We start from the raw sequence: 15361 nt of genomic DNA on the forward strand, positions 1-15361 counted from the left end.
CCTTCAGACGAAATAGTGGGGGACGAAGCGGCTGCTGTCGCGGGTGATGGCACTGGCGTCCTCACGGATGCCCAGGCCGGCGGCCTGGCCGTCGATCACCCAGCAGCCGAGCACGGCGTAGTTGTCGCCGTGCCTGGCCAACGGTGCGTAGCTTTGATAGATGCAGGGCGCGTCGGCATGGGGGCCGTCGCTTTCCAGCTGCAGATCGCCGGCGACGATGCGGATGTTCTCGCCCTCGCGCGAATACAGGGGCTTGCGCACGTAGGCGCCGGGGAGGTCCTGGCGGTAGCTGGCCGGTAGCAGGTTCGGATGGCCGGGGTTGAGCTTCCAGAGGATTGGCAGCATGGCCTTGCTCGACATCAGCAGCTTCCAGGCGGGCTCCAGGAAGCGGATGTCGCTGCGCTCCAGGTGCCCGGCGAAACTGTCCTGCAGCAGCCACTCCCAGGGATAGAGCTTGAAGCAGTGACGGATGTCCTGCTCGTACTGGTCGATGAAGGTGCCGCGCCCGGCGTGGTGGCCGATGAATTCCAGCGGCAGGTAGCGTGTCGGCAAGCCGGCCTGGTGCGCGGTGTCGAGCAGGTAGAGGACATTGCCGGTGTCTTCCTCGTGGCCATCGATGGCGGTGAAGTGCAGCGTGCCGTCGGGGGCGATGGCCTTCCAACGCGCGATCAGCTTCTCGTGCAGCGAGTTGAACTGGTCGGCAGCCGGGTTCACGTCATTGAGCCATTGCCACTGCACCACGCTGGCCTCCAGCAGGCCGGTCGGCGTGTCGGCGTTGTACTCGAGCATCTTCGGCTGGCCGTCGCCGTTCCAGGCGAAGTCGAAGCGGCCATAGAGGCTCGGGTCCTGGCGCTGCCAGGAGCGGATGATTTCCTCGCGGGCACCCGGCGGCAGCTGGAAGGGCTCGAAGTGGCCGGTGCGAATCACCCATTCCACACATTCCAGGTAGCGCTGGTGCAGGTCTTCGCTGGCGGCTTCCAGCGTCTCGATCTGCTCGAGGCTGAATTCATAGGCCACCGATTCGTCCCAGTACAGGCCGTCGATGCTGTGGAAGGTGAAGCCGACCGCCTCGCAGCGCTCGCGCCAGTCGGGGCGCGGCGTCATCGCCAGACGACGCATCAGCCGCCCCCGGAGAAGCGGGCGCCGGAGTGGCCGAAGCCGCCGCGGGTGACCAACTGACGCGACTGTACCTGGTAGGTCTGCGCGGTCTTCGGTCGTGAGCCGTCCTCGTAGCTCGGCCCACGATAACGCCCAGAGCTGCTGCCGACATAACTACCGCCGCCGCTGCTGCTGGTGCCCGACTCTGGCTCGCAGGCGTTGGGCGTGTTGCCCCAGTCCTTCAGGCAGTCCTCGCGGTTGGCGTAGAGGTCGCGGTACACCGGGTTGTGGTGCAGCACGCTGTAGAGCACCCCGCCGGTGAGCAGGGTGGTGAAGACGATGTTGGATTTCTTCATGCTTTGTTCGCGGCGCGCCTGGAACCGAGTTTTCGCCACAACCAGCGCAGGATCAGGCCGGCGACCAGCAGCACGACCAGCAGCGGCAGGCCGAAGGCGGCGACCTGGATGGCATTGACAGTGCCGTCGGTGAGTTCGTCCAGCGAGTTGCCGAAGGCCCTGCCGATACGTGACCAGCGACCGGTCGGCTGGTATTCGCTGGAGAAGTCCAGGGTCAGCAGGTTGGTGGCGATGCGTCGCTGTTGTTGGGCGGAGTCTTGGCGGGCGGCCTGCAACTGCTGCTCGACTTCGGCGGTGGCCTTGGCCAGGGCCAGCAGGTCGCTGACGCTCATGTCCTTGCGGCCCTGGAAGCCTTGCAGGGTCTGGTACTCACGCTCCAGGCGCTCGCGCAGCTGCTGGTTGTCGCTCACCGCCTGGGCGAGGTCTTCGGCCTGGGTGCGGCGGCTTTGCAGTTGGCCGCCTTCGGCCGCGAGGGCGACGAGCTTTTCCACGCCTTCGGGGACGATGCGAACCACGAGATGCGCGTTGCGCATCTGGCTGTCGCCGCTCTGCTCGATGGCAATCAGCTCGCAGGGGCCGAAGCGGTCCTGGGTGCAGGCATCGCGGGAGGCGGCCAGCTGCGCGTCGATACGCTCGCTGGCCAGGCGGATGCCGACCTGGTGTTCATAGGCGAGGAAGGAACCGGCCTTCGCCGCTTCCCCCTGGAAAGCGGCGCCGGAACCGGCGGCGTGCTCCGAGGGAGCGCCGCAGCCGGCGAGGGCGGCGCTCAGGAAGAGCGCTGCGCAGTGGTGCAGTTTCATCGAGGGCCTCCTTGCCGTCCGATGCTTACTTGACGCGCTGGCCCGGCTTGGCGCCGCTATCCGGGCTGAGCAGGTAGATCTCTTCACCGCCGGGGCCGGCGGCCAGGACCATGCCCTCGGAGACGCCGAACTTCATCTTGCGCGGGGCCAGGTTGGCCACGTACAGGGTCAGGCGGCCTTCGACTTTGCTCGGGTCCGGGTAGGCGCTCTTGATGCCGGAGAACACGTTGCGCTTCTCGTCGCCGATGTCCAGGGACAGGCGCAGCAGCTTGTCGGCGCCCTCGACGAACTCGCACTTCTCGATCAGCGCGATGCGCAGGTCGACGGCGGCGAAGGCGTCGAAGTTGATTTCCGCGGCGAGCGGGTCCTTGGTCAGTTCACCGTTGCCCGCAGGTTTCGGGGCGCTGGCGAGGAGGTCTTCCTTGGAGGCTTCGATCATGGCTTCGATTTTCGCGGGCTCGATACGGGTCATCAGCGGGTTGAACGGGTTCAGTTGGTGATTGGCCAGCAGTTGCTCGTGGTCGGCCCATTTCAGCGGGGCGACGTTGAGGAAGGCTTCGGCGGCAACGGCCAGCTTCGGCAGTACCGGCTTGAGGAAGATCACCAGCTGGCGGAACAGGTTCACGCCCAGGGCGCAGATGGCCTGGACTTCGTCCTGCTTGCCTTCCTGCTTGTTCAGCGACCAGGGCGCCTTGTCGGCGATCCAGGCGTTGGCCTGGTCGGCCAGGGCCATGATTTCGCGCATGGCGCGGCCGAAGTCACGGGCTTCGTACGCGGCGGCGATGCTCGGCGCCGCGTCCTTGAAGGCCTGGGCCAGTTCCGGCGCGGGGTTGGCGTCCACCAGCAGGCCGTTGTTGCCCTTGTGGATAAAGCCGGCGCAACGGCTGGCGATGTTCACCACCTTGCCGACCAGGTCGGAGTTGACCTTCTGCACGAAGTCCTCGAGGTTCAGGTCGAGGTCGTCCACGCCGCGGCCCAGCTTGGAGGCGTAGTAGTAGCGCAGGTATTCCGGGTCCAGGTGGTCCAGGTAGGTGCGTGCCTTGACGAAGGTGCCGCGCGACTTGGACATCTTCTGGCCGTTGACGGTCAGATAGCCGTGCACGTTCAGCGCGGTCGGCTTGCGGTAGCCCGCGCCTTCGAGCATGGCCGGCCAGAACAGCGCGTGGAAGTTGACGATGTCCTTGCCGATGAAGTGGTACAGCTCGGCGTCCGAGCCCTGCTTCCAGTAGGCGTCGAAGTCCAGCTCCGGACGGCGCGCGCAGAGGTTCTTGAAGCTGGCCATGTAGCCGATCGGTGCGTCCAGCCAGACGTAGAAGTACTTGCCCGGCGCATCGGGGATCTCGAAGCCGAAGTACGGCGCGTCGCGGGAGATATCCCACTCCTGCAGGCCGGAATCCAGCCACTCGGCGAGCTTGTTGGCCACCGAATCCTGCAGGGCGCCGCTGCGGGTCCACTGCTGCAGCATGGCCTGGAAGTCAGGCAGCTTGAAGAAGTAGTGCAGCGACTCCTTGAGCACCGGGGTGGCGCCGGAGATGGCCGATTTCGGGTCCTTCAGCTCTGTGGGCGAGTAGGTCGCGCCGCAGGCTTCGCAGTTGTCGCCGTACTGGTCGGCGGTGCCGCACTTCGGGCAGGTGCCCTTGATGAAGCGGTCGGCCAGGAACATCTGCTTTTCCGGGTCGAAGTACTGGGTCACCGGGCGGGTGGCGATGTGGCCGGCGTCACGCAGCTTCAGGTAGATGGCCGAGGACAGCTCGCGGTTCTCTTCCGAATGGGTCGAGTGGTAGTTGTCGAACTCCACCAGGAAGTCGGCGAAATCGCCCATGTGCTCGGCGCGCACGCCGTCGATCAGTTGCTCGGAGGTAATGCCTTCGCGCTCGGCGCGCAGCATGATGGCCGAACCGTGGGCATCGTCCGCGCACACGTACACCGCCTGGTTGCCACGCATTTTCTGGAAGCGAACCCAGATGTCGGTCTGGATGTACTCCAGCATGTGACCGAGGTGGATCGAACCATTGGCGTAGGGCAGGGCGCTGGTGACGAGGATCTTGCGGGCTTCGGACATGATGATCGGCCGTTCCGGTTAAAACGAGGGAATCGGCAACTATATAGGTCTGGGGCGAAATTTTCATCCGTGGGCCGCTTGGCCGTAGGGCTGAGCCCGAACTACCCCGATGATCCCGAGCAAGGGGCGGACGAGAGGCGTAAGATGCCCGCCTATTCTGCTCAGTCTTTCATCGGGAGTACCCATGAGCGCCGTTACCCGTGCCACGGTGGAGGCCGTCCTCCGCCAGATCAACGACCCCCACACCGGCCAGAACCTGCTGGACGCCGGCTACCTGCACGAGCTGGACATCCAGGGCGGACGTGTCTCTCTGACCCTTGAGCTGGGTTACGCCGCCGGCCTGTTCAAGAATGGCCTGGCGCAAACCGTGCAGATGGCCCTGGAGGCGCTGGACGGCGTCGACTCGGCGCAGGTCAAGGTGGAAACCCACATCGCCGCGCACAAGGCCCAGGCCCAGGTGCCGGGCATGAGCAACGTGAAGAACATCATCGCCGTGGCCTCCGGCAAGGGCGGCGTGGGCAAGTCCACCACCGCCGCCAATCTCGCGCTGGCGCTGGCCCGCGAAGGCGCCAAGGTCGGCATCCTCGACGCCGACATCTATGGGCCGAGCCAGGGCATCATGTTCGGCATCCCCGAGGGTACCCGGCCGAAGATCCGCGACCAGAAGTGGTTCATTCCGCTGGAGGCCCACGGGGTGGAAGTCATGTCCATGGCCTTCCTTACCGACGACAACACCCCGGTGGTCTGGCGCGGCCCGATGGTCTCCGGTGCGCTGATCCAACTGATCACCCAGACCGCCTGGAACGACCTGGATTACCTGGTCATCGACATGCCGCCGGGCACCGGCGACATCCAGCTGACCCTCGCGCAGAAGGTCCCGGTGGCCGGTGCGGTGATCGTCACCACCCCGCAGGACCTGGCCCTGCTGGACGCCAAGAAGGGCGTGGAGATGTTCCGCAAGGTCAATATCCCGGTGCTGGGCGTGGTGGAGAACATGGCTGTGCACATCTGCTCCAACTGCGGCCATGCCGAGCACCTGTTCGGCGAAGGCGGCGGCGAGAAGCTGGCGGCGCAGTTCGGCGTCGACCTGCTGGCCTCGCTGCCGTTGTCCATGGCCATCCGCATGCAGGCCGACGGCGGCAAGCCCACCGTGGTTGCCGACCCGGAAAGCCAGCTGGCGATGATCTACCAGGAAACCGCGCGCTGCGTCGGCGCCCGCATCGCTCTGAGCGAGAAGGCCGCGCCGGCCATGCCGAATATTTCCATCAGCGACGATTGAAGGCGCGACAATGCCACCGGGCGCGCCCCTTTGCCGGCTGGCGCGCCTGCCGGTAAGATTCGCCTTCTTTTTCAACCGCCGCACAGGACACCCGCCATGAGCATCAAATCGGACAAGTGGATTCGCCGCATGGCTCAGGAGCACGGCATGATCGAGCCGTTCGTCGAGCGCCAGATTCGCGGTGCCGATGATAGCCGGGTGATTTCCTACGGCGTTTCCAGCTATGGCTACGACGTGCGCTGCGCCGCAGAATTCAAGGTGTTCACCAACATCCACTCGGCGGTGGTCGACCCGAAGAACTTCGACGAGAAGAGTTTCGTGGACATCAACAGCGACGTCTGCATCATCCCGCCGAACTCCTTCGCCCTGGCCCGCACCGTCGAGTACTTCCGCATCCCGCGCGACGTGCTGACCATCTGCCTGGGCAAGAGCACCTATGCGCGCTGCGGCATCATCGTCAACGTGACCCCGCTGGAACCGGAGTGGGAAGGCCACGTGACCCTGGAATTCTCCAACACCACCAACCTGCCGGCGAAGATTTACGCCCACGAAGGCGTGGCGCAGATGCTGTTCCTGCAGTCGGACGAAGCCTGCGAAGTCTCCTACCGCGATCGCGGCGGCAAGTACCAGGGCCAGACCGGCGTTACCCTGCCCAAGGCCTGATGGCCCTGTGCTGCACGAAGAACCGGGCCTTGGCCCGGTTTTTTATTGGAACGAAGAACCTTTAGGGCAGTGGGCCAGGACGAATTCCGCACGTTTCTGCAGGCTGCACAGGGGCAGTTCCAGCACTCGATAGCCCAGCTCTTCGTATGCTTCAGCCATCACCGCCGCCGTTCGCTGCGCTTCGGCAAAGTCCTGCCGGCGTTCGGCATCGTTGCGGTAGATGGCTTCCCACGCGGGCGCCAGGAATACGGTCGGCCCCTAGCGTAGTTTCCGTGCGGCGATTTGCAGTTCTTCCGGAACCGGTATGCCGCAGAGCCTCGCATATCCCAGCACATCCGGCAGGCCGCGATCGAACAGCCACAAACCACCGCCATCGAGCGCCTGCGCACGAGTCGTCAGCGCGTGCTCGAACATTTCCCGGCAGAAGGCACCCCGGTTTGCCCACGGCAATGCATCGCCACCACGGACCAGTTGCTCGCGGATGATGGCGCGGCCGCCTTCCTCGACGATGTTCAGGCCGTAATGGCGGTGCAGGTGATCGAGCAGTGTGCTCTTGCCGGCGCCAGGGCCGCCGGTGATGACGATGAGGGATTCGGACATGGCGACGACTCCTGGGAAAGGATGCAGGGGAGTACCAGCCGGAGAAGGTCTTGCAGGTAAGAAATGCAGCGGAGAGGAGGCGGGAAAAAAGAAAGGCACCCAAGGGGTGCCTGAATATGATCATGGAGTAAGTCGACAATTCTGATTCCGGGGCGGAAGCGAAGTTCCCGGCCCCGGAAAAATTTTTCAGATCATCACTTCTCCGGCACCAGCGTCAGGCGCTTCACGCCGTAGACCTTCTCAAGGTTCTGCGACTGGAAGGGGAAGCTCATGTAGTTGCCCTTCAGCCAGGCGTCGATACCGTCTGCGTAGTGCGGGCTGGCCGGGTTGCCGGACTGGCCACTGCTGTTGAGCCCGATCATCGGTTCGCTCTGGCCGAAATCGACGACGATGCGCATGGCCGGGATCAGCCAGGTGTTGAAGTCCTGGCCCCAGTGGTAGGCCGAGACGTTCAGCGTGCTGTGGTCGCCGCCGGCCGGGTAGGGGCCGCGGTCCAGGTAGCCCTTGATCGCGCCGAGGCTGGCGCGCTCGCCGGCACTGAGGTTGGGCGCCATCTTGGTGCTGTCGCTGACCCACTCGTAGGTGTGCAGCTTGCCCCACTGCCAGGTACGGCGGTCGCTGCCCAGCTTCTGTTCGCAGAAGGCGGTGGCGGCGGCCAGGCTGCGGGCGAGGATGGTCGGTTTGTCTTCCTTCTGCGGGGTGCGGGTGTCATCCCAGAACGGGCTGTCGTCACGGCCCAGCAGGTGGTCGGCCTGGGCCGAGTAGGAGAGGTTGGCGGTCTCGACGAAGGCTTTCCAGGACGGGCTGTCCTCCGGGCCCAGTTCATCGAGGAAGATCTGCTTGCTGCTCTCCTGCAGGAAGGCTTCGTACAGGGCGGCGTCGCCGGAGGTAGCCGAGAGCTTGCCGTCGAACGCCATGATCCGGTCCAGCGCTTCGCGGGCGCGGGCGCGCTGGTCGGCGGGCAGGGCGTCGATGGCTTTCTTCAGCGGCTGCGCCATGCCCGGTGCATCGAACATGGCCTGCAGCTTGCCGGCAAAGGGCGTGGTCTGGTCGTACTGCATGGCGATCATGCTGCGGTAGTCGTGGCTCTTGCTGCCGCCGGCGAGTTGGGCGATGCGCTCATAGCGCTCCGGGTAGTACCAGGAACTGGACAGCTGCGCGCCGTAGCCTGGCTGCACGCTGCGGTGGTTGGCGGTGCCCAGCCAGCCCTGCTGCGGGTCCTGGTCGGACGGGTGGAGGATCGGATCGGCGTAGCCGTCCCAGTCATAGCGGCCGTCCCAGCCGGGCGAAGGCAGCAGGCCGCGGCCTTCCTTGCGGTTGGGGAAGCGCCCGGTGACCTGCCAGCCGATGTGCTTCTCGTCGGCGAACACGATGTTCAGCGCCATGGCGCGCACGTCGCGGGTGGCGTCGAAGGCCTGCTCGACGTTCTTCGCGCGGGACAGGTCGAAGAAGGCGTCGAGGGTGCGGTCGGTCTCGCCCTGGATGCTCTGGTAGGCGATGCCGTAGCCGCTGGACAGCGGCAGCGGTTGCAGGTCGTGCTTGCGCTCGCCCAGCGCGCTGTTGAGCAGCGGGCCGTGGCGAGTCTCGTAGATGACTTCGCGGACCGGGCTCTGGCCCTTGATGAAGAAGGTTTCATTGCGCTCGATGGCCGGTTTCCACTGGCCATCGGCGAGGTAGTAGAGCTTGCCGCCCTGGCGCTTCACCTGCTCAAGGAAAAGGTCCTGATTGTCGCCCATGACCATGGTCATGCCCCAGGCCAGCTTGCCGTTGAAACCGGCGACCACGCCCGGTACGCCGGCGATGGAGACGCCCGCGGCGTTGTATTTCGGCGAGCGGATCTGCACGTAGTTCCACACTGAGGGCATGGACAGCGGCAGGTGGGTGTCGTTGGCCAGGATGCTCTTGCCGCTGCGCGTGCGCTGCGGGGCGATGGCCCAGTTGTTGGAGGCGGCGACGCCCATCATCTGCAGGGCGGCGACCTGGCCTGCCGCACGATCCAGGGCGTCGAGGCCGGCGATCCTGCCGTCCAGGCGCAGGCCCTTGAGTTTGTCCGCTTCCTCGAACGGTAGCGCTTCGTCCGGGTAGATCGGCGTCAGCCAGGGCAGCTTGTCGGCGCCGACTTTCTGCGCCAGTACCAGGGAGGCGATTTCCTCCTGCAGGTTCACCGCCAGGCCGAAGTTCAGCAGGCTGAAGACCAGTGCGGAATCTTCCGGCTTCCAGTACTCGGGGCGGTAGCCGGACTCGGCGAGGTCCATCGGCAGCTTGTCGCGGTAGCGGTACAGGTAGGCGTTGACGCCGCGCGCGTAGGTCTCGAAGAAACGCTTGAGGCGCGGTGAGGCGCCGGCGTAGAGGGCGTCCGCGGCCTTCTTCAGGTTCACCGTGCGCATGAATCGGTCGGTTTCCAGGGCGCCGGGGCCGACCATTTCCGACAGGCGACCCTGGGCCATCAGGCGCAGGCCGACCATCTGGCTGATGCGGTCGCTGGCGTGCACATAACCGAGGGTGAACAGCGCGTCGTGGAAGGTGCTGGTCTCGATCAGCGGCATGCCCAGGCTGTTGCGGCGGATCGACACGTTGTCGGCCAGGCCCTTGATCGGCTGCACGCCGTAGCTGGGCGGCAGGCTGTCGGAATAGCGGTCATTCAGCCAGCCCTGGCAGCCGGTAAGGCTGACAGCGGCAGTGACGGTGGCGGCAAGGCCGAAGCTGGGAAGCCGGCGGAAGGCACGCGGGGCCATGGGGATGTGCTCCTGCACAAAGAGGGTCGCGGAAAAGGCGCTACGTTAGTGAGCCGAGGATAGCTGTGCAAGCCGCGCGGGGCGGGATTTTCAGCAGCCGACGAATAGCTGGGCCAGACAGCAGAAGGCCCGCGCTCGGCGGGCCTTCGGGGCAGTGCTGGAAACCTGGGTCAGGCGCCGTGGCACTTCTTGTACTTGCTGCCGCTGCCGCAGGGGCACGGATCGTTGCGGCCCACGTCCTTGAGCGGGTTACGCGCAGGCTCGTGGCTGTGGTTGCAGTGCGGGCCGTGCACGTGGCCATGGTCATGGTGGTGGTCATGATCGTGGTCGTGGTTGCAGTTCGGACCGTGTACGTGGGGTTCCTGGCTCATGGTGACGCTCACTCGGGGATGAAATCGCCGGGAATTATCTCGCCATTGCGTGCGATGTGCACGCTCTGTCCGAACAGCAGGCCGGTCTTCACTTCGCCGTCGAGGCGGTAGCGGATGGGCTTGTCCGGGTCTTCCAGCAGCTTGACGATGTACTTCATGTGCCGCCACAGGTTGGTGGTCACCGGTACTTCGAAGGTTTCGTGGCCGTTGGCTGGCACTGTGAACCAGTTATTCGACTCGCCTTCGGCCAGGTCGATATCGTTCAGCTTGACCTTGTAGGCCAGGCCACGGACCGGAAGGCTGAAATCGTTCGGGTTGTCGATGCGGAAATGCAGGACGAATTCCTGCTCCAGCAAGCGAGCTTTCACGACGTCGACTTTCTGCAGCTTCACGTCGGGTTGCTCGAAATTACCTGTCATCCAGCCGCAGCCCGAAACAAGGCTGAACAGCCAGCACAGGCTGAGAATTCTTATCATTTGCGCCTGATAATTCATGTCTACCCCTCAAGACGCCCCAGTGTACCAAGCACCTGCTCGGCCGCAAGTTGTTGTTACGTTAAAAGAAGCTGCACCATACTGGCCGAATGTAACCGGCGGGTTAACACAGGAGAGTGAAGATGAGCCGTTATGAAATCGCGTTCTCGGGACAGACTATCCCGGGTGCACAGCTCGATACGGTGAAAGCCAACCTGGCCAGGCTGTTCCAGGCCGACGCCCAGCGCATCGAATTGCTGTTCTCCGGCCGCCGCATGGTGATCAAGAACAACCTCGACGCCGAGGCGGCGGAAAAGTACCGCAGCGTGATCGAACGCGCCGGCGCTGTCGTCGAAGTGGTCGATATGGACGCGCAGATCGAGGAGATCGAGCTGGCTCCACCGCCGCCGGCCGAGCCGGTCGGCACCGCAGTACAGCCGGCAGCACCTGCCTCCGGAGCGCAGGGACGCCTGAAAGTAGCGCCGCGCGACGAGTACATGGCCGCTTTCGCCGATGTGGAGGCGCCGGATTTCGGCCTCGCCCCGGTAGGCGCCGACCTGCAGGACGAGAAACCCGAGGCCGCCGCGCCGCGCGTGGACCTCAGCCAGTTCAGCGTTGCCCCCGTGGGCAGCGACATGGGCCAGGCCAAGCCCGCGCCGGCAGGGCCTGCGCCGGATACCAGCCACCTCAAGCTGCAGGACTGATCAGTCGCCCTGGTGCGGGTCGTCCTTGTAGACGAATTTGGGCATTTCCCAGCGGAAACGGATCGCCAGCATGCGGAACAGGAAGCCGGCGAACAGGGTGATCAGCATGGCCTGCTCCTTGGGCAGGTCGATCTGCAGGCAGATCAGGTAGCACCAGGCGCTGGCGAAGGACACGCTGGCGTACAGTTCGCGGCGGAAGATCAGCGGCACGTCGTTGCAGAAGATATCCCGCAGGATGCCGCCGAACACCCCGGTGATCACCCCGCTCACGGCAGCGATCAGCAGGCTGTGGCCCATCTCCAGGCTGACCTGGCAACCGATCAGGGTGAAGGCCACCAGGCCCACGGCGTCGAGCGCGAGGAACATCGAGCGCAGGTGGCGCATCAGCGGGGCGATGAACACGGTGACCAGTGCGGCACCAGCGGTGAGCGCCAGGTACTCCGGGTGGCGCACCCAGGTCAGCGGGTAGTGGCCCAGCAGCATGTCGCGCACCGAGCCGCCGCCCAGGGCGGTGACGCAGGCGACCAGCACCACGCCGAACAGGTCCATGCTGCGCCGGCCGGCGGACAGAGCGCCGGTCATGGCTTCGGCGGTGATGGCGATGATGTAGAGAACGGTCAGCAGCATGGCGAGGTCCGGCAGGAGTAGCCGGCGCGGCGAATCACCGCCGCCCCGGAAAAAAGCGCGGATTCTAGCCGAGTCACTGATTGCCCCCAAGTGGTGCGAGTTCGCGCCTTACTCGATCCTGTCCTACTCAATCCAAGGCCCGCAGCACTTCTTCAGCTTGCCGCCCGCGCCGCAGGGGCACGGATCGTTGCGCCCCAGCTTCATCGGCACGGTGGGGTCGAGGAAGTACCAGCGGCCATCGCGCTGGACGAATCCCGAACATTCGCGGTGGCTGTGTTCGCCGCCGGCATCGTGCCAGCGCGCGATGAAGGTCACCCGTGCGTGTTCCGGCTGGCCGCCGAGCACTTCATGGCTGACCACTTCCAAACCCAGCCAGGTGCTGCCCAGGCTCCAGGTGCGGATGGCGTCCAGGTCCAGGCCCTGTTGCTGGGCCGGTAGCGTGGTGTCGCGCAGGTAGTCCACCAGGCCCAGCGCGTAGGCGCTGTAGCGCGAGCGCATCAGTGCCTCGGCGGTGGGCGCGGCGACGCCGGCGTGGAAGCGCCCGCAGCAGTCGGGTAACGGGCGGCCGCTGCCGCAGGGGCAGGTCGGTTCGATCATGGTCACCACCAGTACTTGCCGAAATTTTCCGGGTTGGCCCAGAACTTCGCGTTTAGCCAGTCCGGGACCTGTTTGTATTCGCGCAGATCGTAGGTGAACAGGGTGATCACCTGGGCGTCGCGCTGGAAGCGCTCGCTGGCCTGCATGGCCAGGGCATAGAAGTCCGCATCCTGCGCCTGGGCGGCGTCGAGGTCGACCAGTACGGCCACGCGGCTGCTGTTGAGGTTGCGGATACCGCCCACCAGTTGCTGTGCCTCGCGGCGCGGCAAGTGCTCCAGGCAGTCGGCCAGCAGCGCCAGGTCGTAGCGCTGAGCGGCCAGCTCCGCTGGCAATGCGCCGGCATCGGCGTGGAACAGCTCGCAATCCGGATGCGCCGCGAGGAAGGCATCCACGGCCGGTATCTGGCTGGCGCCCACCAGCAGCAAGCGCTGTGGCGCGTAGCGGTCGAGCAGGGCGGCGAGGGCTTGTTGCGGCGTGCGTGTCGAAATCATCGGGCTCGTCAAAAGGCAAAAAATAATGAACGAAGACTAGCGTGTGACACCCATATGGCCTAGTGCTGGCGCATTCTGTCAGTCACGTCTTTACTCGGTAATTGTCGGTCAAGACCCGATCATTAGAGGAGACATTACTTTATGAGCATCACAAGGACCGCTTTACCCCTGCTGCTGGTAAGCACGTTGCTCACCGGTTGCGCAGGGCTGCAGAAGTCCGATTGGCCGACTTGCGCCGTGGTTGGCGGTGTCGGTGGCGCAGGTCTGGGTTCCATCGAAAGCAGCGCCTGGGCCGGTTGGGGAGCCCTGATCGGTGGCGTGCTGGGTGCGTCCTACTGCTGGGTACATGGCGCCGCCGAACAAGTGGCCGAGGTCCCGCCGCCTGCGCCGGCTCCTGAGCCTGCTCCGGCTCCGCTGCCCAAGGAAGAGACCATCGTGGTGCGTGACCTGCACTTCGCCTTCGACTCGTCGAAGATCGATGCGCAGGACAAGGACAAGCTCGACACCATCGCTACCCGCCTGAAAGGCGAGGCCGCGAGCACCGAGCTGAACATCGGCGGCCATACCGACAGCATCGGTACCGACGCCTACAACCAGAAACTGTCCGAGCGCCGCGCCAACGCCGTGTCCAACTACCTGGTCGATGCCGGCGTGCCTGCCAGCAGCATCAAGTCGGTGGTCGGTTATGGCGAGAGCCAGCCGGTCGCGGACAACAAGACCAAAGAAGGCCGCGCCGAGAACCGTCGCGTGGAGATCAAGATCACGCGTCAGTAAGTCGCTGTGATGTAGTCCGCAAAGGGGGCCTGGTGGCCCCCTTTGTCATTCCCGGTTGCCACTGGCATAGCCGGGAGCAGAGGCGTATGTTCCCCGGCAAAGAAAAAACCGGGGGCATTTCATGAAAGCGTTGTTGGGGCTGGGCAAGCTGATTGCCCTGTTGTTCTGGCTGGCGGTGCTGGCCAACCTGATCCAACCCTTCGCACATCCCTTCGCCCTGCTGCTCAATGCGGCCGGCGCGCTGATCCTGCTGATCCACATCCTCGAAGTCCTGGCGCTGCGCAAGCGTCTGCAGGGGCGCCCGCATCCGGGCATGGATCGCCTGCAGATCCTGCTGTTCGGCGTCTTTCATTTCGCGACCCTGCCGCAGCCGGCAGTGGCACAACCGGCACCCGCAAACGTAGAAGGAGATACCCATGCGTAAGTCGCTGCTGGGCCTGGCGCTGTTCGCCCCGTTGGCCTGTTCGGCTGCCGGCACCGTCTCGGTGGAAGCCAACACCGTGCTGCGTCTGCCGGTGAAGGGCGACAGCCTGAGCCTGGACCGTATCAGCGTCGGCCCGGAGGGCGCGCTGCTGATCCCGTCGCGGGTCAAGGAGCTGAAGATCGGCGAGCTGGACCTGGCGAAGAATGCGCGGATCGGCGTTTTCCCTGGCAATGATGCGCTGCAGATCGAAGTGCTGCACGGCAACCTCGCCGACGGTAGCGTGATCGCCGCGCAAGGTAGCTCCGGCAGCTTCGAGAAGCCCGCCAGCGGCGGCCGCAATCTGCTGCTGCGGCTGCAGGATGTGGCGGTGGAGAACCTGCTGATCGACGTCCGCGGCGGTGTCGGCGCACCGGGCTATGACGGACTGGACGGCGGCAGCGCACAGACTTCCGGCTGCCTGTGGGGCAGCGGCAAATCCGCCGGTGACGGGCAGGATGGCGCCGATGGCCAGACCGGCGCACCTGGCGGCGTGGTACGCCTGGAAGTGCCGGAGCAGTTCGACGTCGAGAAGGTCAAGGTACGTCTGGAAGGCGGTGCGGGCGGTGCGGGCGGCAAGCCCGGCAAGGCCGGGCCGCGCAGCGGCGAGAAGGGCTGCTGGTTCTATTCGGTGGCGGGCGAGAAGCCCGGCGCGGAAGGCCAGGGCGGTGCGGAAGGGGCGAAGGGCAGCGAAGGCCGCCTGGACGTGAAACGCTTCTGAACCCCTGGCTCGTTTCAACTGAAGGCCCGCCCGGCTAGCCAGGCGGGCCTTTTGTTTACCAGTGCGGGCGTGCTGCGACGAAGGCCACCAGCGCCATGCCGATCAGCAGGTTCAGGCCCACGGTTTTGCGGATCTTGCCCAGCGCGGCACCACCGGCTGGCCAGTCCTCGGCGCCCACCGCGCGGCGCAGTTCCGGCAACTGCAGCGCCTGGATGCGCAGGAACAGCGCGAGCATCGCGACATACAACCCCATCATTACCTGCACGTAGCGCGGCGCGCCGGCCATGCCGTTGAAGCTCAGGTGCAGCATGCCCACGCCGGTCACCGGCAGCAGGATCACCGCCGCCCACACCCAGCGGAAGAAGCGCGGGAAGACCTCCAGCCACAGCTTCAGCCGGGCCGGTGCCTCCAGCGCGGCGACGGCGGCCGGACGCAGCACCATCCAGGCGAAGAACATGCCGCCAACCCAGACCAGGGCGGCCAGGAGGTGTAGGGCATAGACGAAGGCAAAGGGTGTCATTCGGACGATCTCCGCTGGCGGTTGTGGTCG

At 65.3% G+C, this 15361-nt stretch carries 17 protein-coding genes and 1 pseudogene; 6 read left to right on the plus strand and 12 right to left on the minus strand.

What is annotated here, in order from left to right; translation table 11 throughout:
- Window positions 1–3 precede the first annotated feature (3 nt).
- From GJV37_RS17300 to metG, 4 genes are read right to left on the minus strand one after another with little or no spacing between them, the layout of a single operon-like run.
- Window positions 4–1119: a glutathionylspermidine synthase family protein gene (locus tag GJV37_RS17300; RefSeq protein WP_169887244.1), complete on the minus strand. Its 1116-nt coding sequence runs from the start codon at window positions 1117–1119 to the stop codon at window positions 4–6.
- Entirely contained in the window at window positions 1119–1454 is a 336-nt protein-coding gene (locus GJV37_RS17305) for a hypothetical protein (protein ID WP_169887245.1), read from the minus strand. Before GJV37_RS17305 ends, GJV37_RS17300 begins: the two co-directional genes overlap by 1 nt.
- Window positions 1451–2254 (minus strand): DUF4349 domain-containing protein, encoded by an 804-nt coding sequence (locus tag GJV37_RS17310; RefSeq protein ID WP_037016076.1) that lies wholly within the window; start codon window positions 2252–2254, stop codon window positions 1451–1453. Before GJV37_RS17310 ends, GJV37_RS17305 begins: the two co-directional genes overlap by 4 nt.
- Before the next feature lie 25 nt (window positions 2255–2279).
- The gene (gene metG, locus GJV37_RS17315) at window positions 2280–4316 is read right to left on the minus strand and encodes a methionine--tRNA ligase (RefSeq protein ID WP_193452788.1); all 2037 of its coding nucleotides are present in this window, start codon (window positions 4314–4316) and stop codon (window positions 2280–2282) included.
- Between the two features lie 184 nt (window positions 4317–4500).
- Here metG and apbC point away from each other — a divergent pair, with 184 nt between their 5' ends.
- A complete protein-coding gene (apbC, locus tag GJV37_RS17320) occupies window positions 4501–5595 on the plus strand; it encodes an iron-sulfur cluster carrier protein ApbC (RefSeq protein WP_065084975.1) in 1095 nt (364 codons plus the stop codon).
- Window positions 5596–5691: 96 nt separating this feature from the next.
- The gene (gene dcd, locus GJV37_RS17325; RefSeq protein ID WP_017521037.1) at window positions 5692–6258 is read left to right on the plus strand and encodes a dCTP deaminase; all 567 of its coding nucleotides are present in this window, start codon (window positions 5692–5694) and stop codon (window positions 6256–6258) included.
- Between the two features lie 42 nt (window positions 6259–6300).
- Here dcd and GJV37_RS17330 read toward each other — a convergent pair.
- The 4 genes and pseudogenes from GJV37_RS17330 to GJV37_RS17345 all read right to left on the minus strand — a co-directional run bounded on the left by GJV37_RS17330 (window position 6301) and on the right by GJV37_RS17345 (window position 10458).
- A pseudogene (locus GJV37_RS17330) lies at window positions 6301–6858 on the minus strand (AAA family ATPase).
- Between the two features lie 194 nt (window positions 6859–7052).
- Complete coding sequence (locus GJV37_RS17335; RefSeq protein WP_024765233.1) at window positions 7053–9593, minus strand: penicillin acylase family protein; 2541 nt, start codon at window positions 9591–9593, stop codon at window positions 7053–7055.
- 170 nt (window positions 9594–9763) lie between these two features.
- Window positions 9764–9964, minus strand: coding sequence for an SEC-C metal-binding domain-containing protein (locus GJV37_RS17340; protein ID WP_024765232.1), 201 nt, complete (start codon window positions 9962–9964; stop codon window positions 9764–9766).
- A gap of 8 nt (window positions 9965–9972) precedes the next feature.
- Window positions 9973–10458 (minus strand): LEA/WHy family protein, encoded by a 486-nt coding sequence (locus GJV37_RS17345; RefSeq protein WP_024765231.1) that lies wholly within the window; start codon window positions 10456–10458, stop codon window positions 9973–9975.
- A gap of 122 nt (window positions 10459–10580) precedes the next feature.
- Between GJV37_RS17345 and GJV37_RS17350 the strand changes: the two genes are divergently transcribed.
- Entirely contained in the window at window positions 10581–11141 is a 561-nt protein-coding gene (locus tag GJV37_RS17350) for a hypothetical protein (protein WP_054908834.1), read from the plus strand.
- Here GJV37_RS17350 and GJV37_RS17355 read toward each other — a convergent pair whose 3' ends face one another.
- From GJV37_RS17355 to GJV37_RS17365, 3 genes are all read right to left on the minus strand, one after another.
- The gene (locus GJV37_RS17355; RefSeq protein WP_024765229.1) at window positions 11142–11768 is read right to left on the minus strand and encodes a trimeric intracellular cation channel family protein; all 627 of its coding nucleotides are present in this window, start codon (window positions 11766–11768) and stop codon (window positions 11142–11144) included. It lies immediately after the preceding gene.
- A gap of 123 nt (window positions 11769–11891) precedes the next feature.
- A complete protein-coding gene (locus tag GJV37_RS17360) occupies window positions 11892–12365 on the minus strand; it encodes a YchJ family protein (protein WP_081517733.1) in 474 nt (157 codons plus the stop codon).
- Window positions 12366–12367: 2 nt separating this feature from the next.
- A complete protein-coding gene (locus GJV37_RS17365; protein WP_170860058.1) occupies window positions 12368–12856 on the minus strand; it encodes a DUF6231 family protein in 489 nt (162 codons plus the stop codon).
- Between the two features lie 141 nt (window positions 12857–12997).
- On the opposite strand from GJV37_RS17365, the gene GJV37_RS17370 reads away from it, so the two are divergent.
- The 3 genes from GJV37_RS17370 (at window position 12998) to GJV37_RS17380 (ending at window position 14811) form a co-directional block, all read left to right on the plus strand.
- Window positions 12998–13630 (plus strand): OmpA family protein, encoded by a 633-nt coding sequence (locus GJV37_RS17370; RefSeq protein WP_024765226.1) that lies wholly within the window; start codon window positions 12998–13000, stop codon window positions 13628–13630.
- A 121-nt stretch (window positions 13631–13751) separates the two neighbouring features.
- Window positions 13752–14054, plus strand: coding sequence for a DUF1145 domain-containing protein (locus GJV37_RS17375; protein WP_024765225.1), 303 nt, complete (start codon window positions 13752–13754; stop codon window positions 14052–14054).
- Entirely contained in the window at window positions 14047–14811 is a 765-nt protein-coding gene (locus GJV37_RS17380; RefSeq protein ID WP_065085043.1) for a hypothetical protein, read from the plus strand. The genes GJV37_RS17375 and GJV37_RS17380 overlap by 8 nt, the downstream gene beginning before the upstream one ends.
- 55 nt (window positions 14812–14866) lie before the next feature.
- Here GJV37_RS17380 and GJV37_RS17385 read toward each other — a convergent pair whose 3' ends face one another.
- Window positions 14867–15331 carry a CopD family protein gene (locus GJV37_RS17385; RefSeq protein WP_024765224.1) on the minus strand — a complete coding sequence of 155 codons (465 nt, stop codon included), beginning with the start codon at window positions 15329–15331 and terminating at the stop codon, window positions 14867–14869.
- Between the last annotated feature and the right edge of the window lie 30 nt (window positions 15332–15361).

The organism is Pseudomonas nitroreducens, assembly GCF_010994165.1.
Taxonomy (GTDB): domain Bacteria; phylum Pseudomonadota; class Gammaproteobacteria; order Pseudomonadales; family Pseudomonadaceae; genus Pseudomonas; species Pseudomonas nitroreducens.